Source organism: Paraburkholderia sp., from assembly GCF_036488505.1.
Classification (GTDB): Bacteria; Pseudomonadota; Gammaproteobacteria; order Burkholderiales; family Burkholderiaceae; genus Paraburkholderia.
Genome location: NZ_DASXHN010000118.1, coordinates 1 through 4,665 on the forward strand (window position 1 = coordinate 1; position 4,665 = coordinate 4,665).

Here is a 4,665-nt window from a genome sequence, read left to right on the forward strand (position 1 = left end):
AGCGTGAAAGCTGCGCTGCACCGGCCCGTCGAAAGTGCTGACGGCGAAGCCGAGTACGGTTTCGCGAATGCGGCGATGTGGGGCAGGGCCGATGCCGCGACAGTGCCCCGCGCGTGGATTACACGTCCGGTTGAAAACTGCGGCCGGGCTCTAGATCGCGCTGGCTATCAAGCTGCGGCCAAAGATGCCGCGCAGTATCGGCTGGATCGTATCGTCGGCGACCTTGGCGCAGCCAATGGCCTGCTCTCGATTGCCGCAGCCATCGAGGCCGGTGCAGCAGACAGACCGCAACTGGTCGTCGATGGTCTGCAGTCGGCCATCCTCCATGTGATATCGGCACATCAAAACGACGCTTACGCGCATGACGATTTCCCCAAATAGCCGGCAGAGCATGGCGCCTCAGGCGAGCGCGAGCAACCCGGCCGCGAGCCGCGTTGCGATCTGGGGCTTGCCTCTCGCAGCGCTGATGCTTGCCATTGCCGTACTCCTGCTGGTCTGGTTTCAAGGCAACCGTCTCGGCATTCCGGACGGTGTGCCGCGCATGCGGATTCTGGTCGGCATTCCGGTGCTGCTCGTTTTGACTGTGATCGTCCACCTGTTTGCCGTATCGACGGGCGCATACGAACATGCAGCCAGAGAGGTCCGTTTCGTGACTGGCAAGCGCTCGATGGCGGCGAAGCCGTTGAAGCGCGACGCGCGGTTGCAGTCCCTATGCGATCAACTGAGCGCCTCGCGCAGTTGGCGCTATCGCACGCCCTGGCTGCTCTTAACTGGTGCCGACGCGCTGATCGAGCAGGTGGCTCCTGGTCTGAAACGCGCGGGCGCAATGCCGGTCGCCGGAGCGATCCTTGTGCATGCCCGACCGGAGGGTGTCGAGCCAAGCGTCTGGCGGCACCAGATCCGCCGATTGCGCCGCCGTTGTCCCGTCGACGGCCTGGTAGAGGTCACGCGCGCGGAAGAAGGCGTTACGGCCGACGCTGAACGGCCGCGCGTGCTTGCAACACTCGCGACCGACCTGGGCTGGGCGGCGCCAGTTACTTTCCTGCACGCGGTTTCTGCAGAGGGTGCGCAGCCCAGAACCTTCGATGCGATCGGCGCATTCGTCGGGACGCCAGGCAAGGGCGCAGCGCCGGCAACCGCGCTGCGCGACCAGCTCTCGCAAATCGAAACGCGCACCGCGTATCAGGGAGTACGCCTACTCGCGTCGCCAGGCAAAGTGTCGTACCTCGCGCAGCTATCGCAATACATTGGTGGGCAGCGCGAGGACATTGTCGCGAACTGGGAAGCGCTGACTGCTTCGCACACGTTGCGCTGCCCGCTGGCGGGTGTCATGTTTGCGCCGGTGTTCGCGCCGACCAGCTCTACACCAATGCCCGCGCCTGAGCCCGCTGCCGAGGGCGGACAAATATCGTTCGTCCCGACTGCGACGGCACCGACGGCATCGGAACAGGTCATGTATCTGCCGCAGCCCGCGGCGCTGCTACCTGCCTGGCAGGCCATCGCAAGCTGTCGGGGCATGGGCCGGCGCATCGGCATGCACTGGCCCAACGCACTCGCCACCCTTATCACCGCCGCGGCGATCGCCTGGTGCGTATGGCTTCTCGTCTCCTTCATCGGCAACGAGAAGCTGATGCGCGAAGCCCGTCAGGCAGCGCAGGCCGCTGTCAATACAACGCCTCGAACCGCCGGCTCCTGGCGCGCCCAGCTCGCGCTCCAGCAACTGATGGAAAAGCTCGAGTACCGTCGGCAGCACGGCGCGCCGTGGTATCTACGCGCGGGCCTGTCCCGCAACGACGCCGTCCTGGCCACGCTATGGCGGCCGTACCGGCTCGCTGCGACCCGCAACCTGCAAGCGCCGGTCGTGCGAACCATCACCGACCTGCTAAAAGCAGCGCGCGAAGCCCGCGCCGACGCTTTGCAGGCGCAGCACGCGCGAGCCAGCACCTACGACGCGCTGAAGACCTACCTGATGCTCGGCGATCCCGCGCGCGCCGACGCGATGTTTCTCCGGCATGCGCTCGTCGCGCTGTGGCGGCGTCCGGTGGAAATACCGCAAGGCGAACGCGACGACACCGGCCGCCGGCTTGCGGCCTTTTACGCCGATCACCTGAAGGCACACCGCGAATGGCGCATTAGCGTCGATGAAAACCTCGTCAGTGCGACCCGCAACATGCTGGTTACGCAGTTGAGCCTCGCGTCAGCCGACGACACCATCTACCAGCGCATCATCGACGAGGTGAAAGGGAAATACGCGGATGCGTCGCTGCAGACGCTGCTCAACGGCTCGAATGCACAGGGCCTTCTCAGTGCATCGGAGACAGTACCGGGCGTTTACACGCGCGCGGCGTGGGACGGCAAGATCGCGGACGCGATTGACAGAGCCGCACGCGAACGGCGCGTCAGCGGCGACTGGGTGCTGACGGGCGCCCAAGCATCGCAGACCATCGGCAACACGCCCCCGCAGCGAGCGATCGGCGCCAGCACCGGCGCCGGCACCGGCACCGCCATCGACGAAAAGCGCGCGGCAGCGCAACTGAAGCAGCGCCTCATCGCGCGCTACTTCGCGGAATACGCGGCAGCCTGGCAAACGATGCTCAACAGCCTGCAGTGGCTGCCGGCGACGAACCTGAACGGCGCGATCGACCAGCTCACGCGTCTGGCCGACGCACAGAGCTCACCGCTCGTCGCGCTGATCCAGTCGGTGCACTACCAGGCGCAGGCGGGACGGCCGTCGCAGGCGCTGACCGATACGTTGGTGCACAAGGCGCAAAGTCTGATCGGCAACGGCGATGACACGCGCGCGTCGACCGTCAATCCGCTCGACAGGCCGTTCGGTCCGCTGCTGGCGCTGATCGGCGAGCCGGGTGTCACCGCGACGAACGGCGCGAATAGCATGACAGGCGCGTCGGCGAATATCGCGCTGACTGGCGTGAGCCTGTCGCGCTATCTGACGGCGGTCACCACGATGCGCCTGAAGCTGCAACAGATAGCGGGCAGCCCCGACGCGCAGGCGATGGCACGCTCACTCGCGCAGGCGGTGTTTCAAGGCAAGCTTTCGGACCTGTCGCAGGCGCGCGACGCCGCGGCGCTCACCGCCGCAAGTCTCGGCGCCGCCTGGGCGGGCCTCGGCAACGCGTTGTTCGCGCAGCCGCTCGACGCCGCCTGGCAAACCATGCTGCAACCGGCCGCGGCGAGCCTGAACGAAGCATGGCGCGCAAGCGTGGCCGCACCGTTCAACGCGGCGATGAGCGGCCGCTATCCGTTCTTCGACACGCAAGCCGATGCATCCTTCGCCGAACTTGGCCGTTTCGTCCGTCCCGACACCGGACTGATCGCCCGTTTCGTGTCGACGCAGCTCGCGGGCATGCTGAAGCTCGAAGCCGATCACTGGACACCGAACGAACTGGCGCCGCAGGCGCTGCGCTTCGATCCGAAGTTCCTTGCCGGTCTGCGTCAGTTGACGACAGTCGGCGCGCAGCTTTATCTGCGCGGCGATGCGAACGAACGCTTCGAGATGATGGCGCTACCCACGCCGACCGTCACGCGCTCGGAACTGTCGGTGGACGGCAAGCAGATCGACTACTTCAACCAGCAGGAAAGCTGGACGCCGCTGGCCTGGCCTGGCGACGGACTGAACGGGCACGTGCGGCTGACGTGGCAGACACTCACCGCAGGCCTGACGCAGGCATTCGATTCGACGGGCGACTGGGCATTCCTGCGTCTGCTGGCGCAAGCGGATGCGAAGCCGCTCGACAGTGCCCGGTACAAGCTAACGTGGAATACGGATAACGGTGCGCCGCTGACCTACGTGCTGCGAACCGAGGCCGGAGCCGGTCCGCTCGAGTTGCTGAAGCTGCGCGGGTTCCGGATGCCCGAGCGCATTTTCGCCGTCGGTAACGCAGGCGCCCCCGCGGCGCTGCCGCCGTTGCCTCCGGAGTTGCAACCATGACAGCGCCGTGGAAGAAGCTACAGCCTGAAGACGTTCCGTTTGCTCAGGTTTGGCGACGAGGAGATGCGCTATCTCGCGTGGCAGAGAACAGCCTGCCAAAGGGGTGATCGCCACCCTCGGCTGTCACGATCGCTGCTTCTGCCGTTTGGCTGTAAGCTGTGCCGACGGGTGCATGAAGGCTTGCACCCGTGTTGGTGAATCGGGTTCGCAGATGGGCTTCAACACTATGGTTAATTCTCCAGAGAGGACGTCAGTTATGAAGATCTTCGCCGTCAAACAAATCATGCTTGGAATATCGGTCGCCGCAATGGTGGCCGGCAGCATTCCACTCGCGCTTGCGCAGGACACGAACGCCGCCTCCGCCCAATCCGGTGCGAGCACCGCGAAGCCCACCAAGGCCCAGCGCAAGGCGGCCCGCAAAGAGGCTCGCGCGAAGAAGAACGCCGAGCTGAAGAAGCTCGAGGACGCGGGGTATCAGCCCAGCAGGAACGACCCGAACTATCCGACCGACCTGCAGAACGCTCAGAAAAAGGCCGGCATTGGCGCGGGGGCCAGCCAGTAACGGGCGTTACATACGCCCGGCGCGAAACACGCCTGATCAAAAAGCGCGCTGGGTGTCTCTATGTCTCCACCGATATGTTCACCAATCGGGCATCGGCGGCGGCCATCGTCGCGGTTGCCGTTCCATTCAAATACGTCTGCTGCCCGGCCATGGG

At 65.4% G+C, this 4,665-nt stretch carries 2 protein-coding genes and 1 pseudogene; all 3 read left to right on the forward strand.

The genetic code is table 11. The features are described from left to right. Window positions 1–381 (forward strand): annotated as a pseudogene (locus VGH68_RS06465) (hypothetical protein); the annotation flags it as partial. Further along, on the forward strand, window positions 362–3,949 hold the full coding sequence (locus VGH68_RS06470) for an ImcF-related family protein (protein WP_331602711.1): 3,588 nt from the start codon (window positions 362–364) through the stop codon (window positions 3,947–3,949). The pseudogene VGH68_RS06465 and the gene VGH68_RS06470, both read left to right, overlap by 20 nt. 256 nt (window positions 3,950–4,205) lie before the next feature. Continuing rightward, window positions 4,206–4,511 (forward strand): hypothetical protein, encoded by a 306-nt coding sequence (locus VGH68_RS06475; protein WP_331602712.1) that lies wholly within the window; start codon window positions 4,206–4,208, stop codon window positions 4,509–4,511. Window positions 4,512–4,665 lie beyond the last annotated feature (154 nt).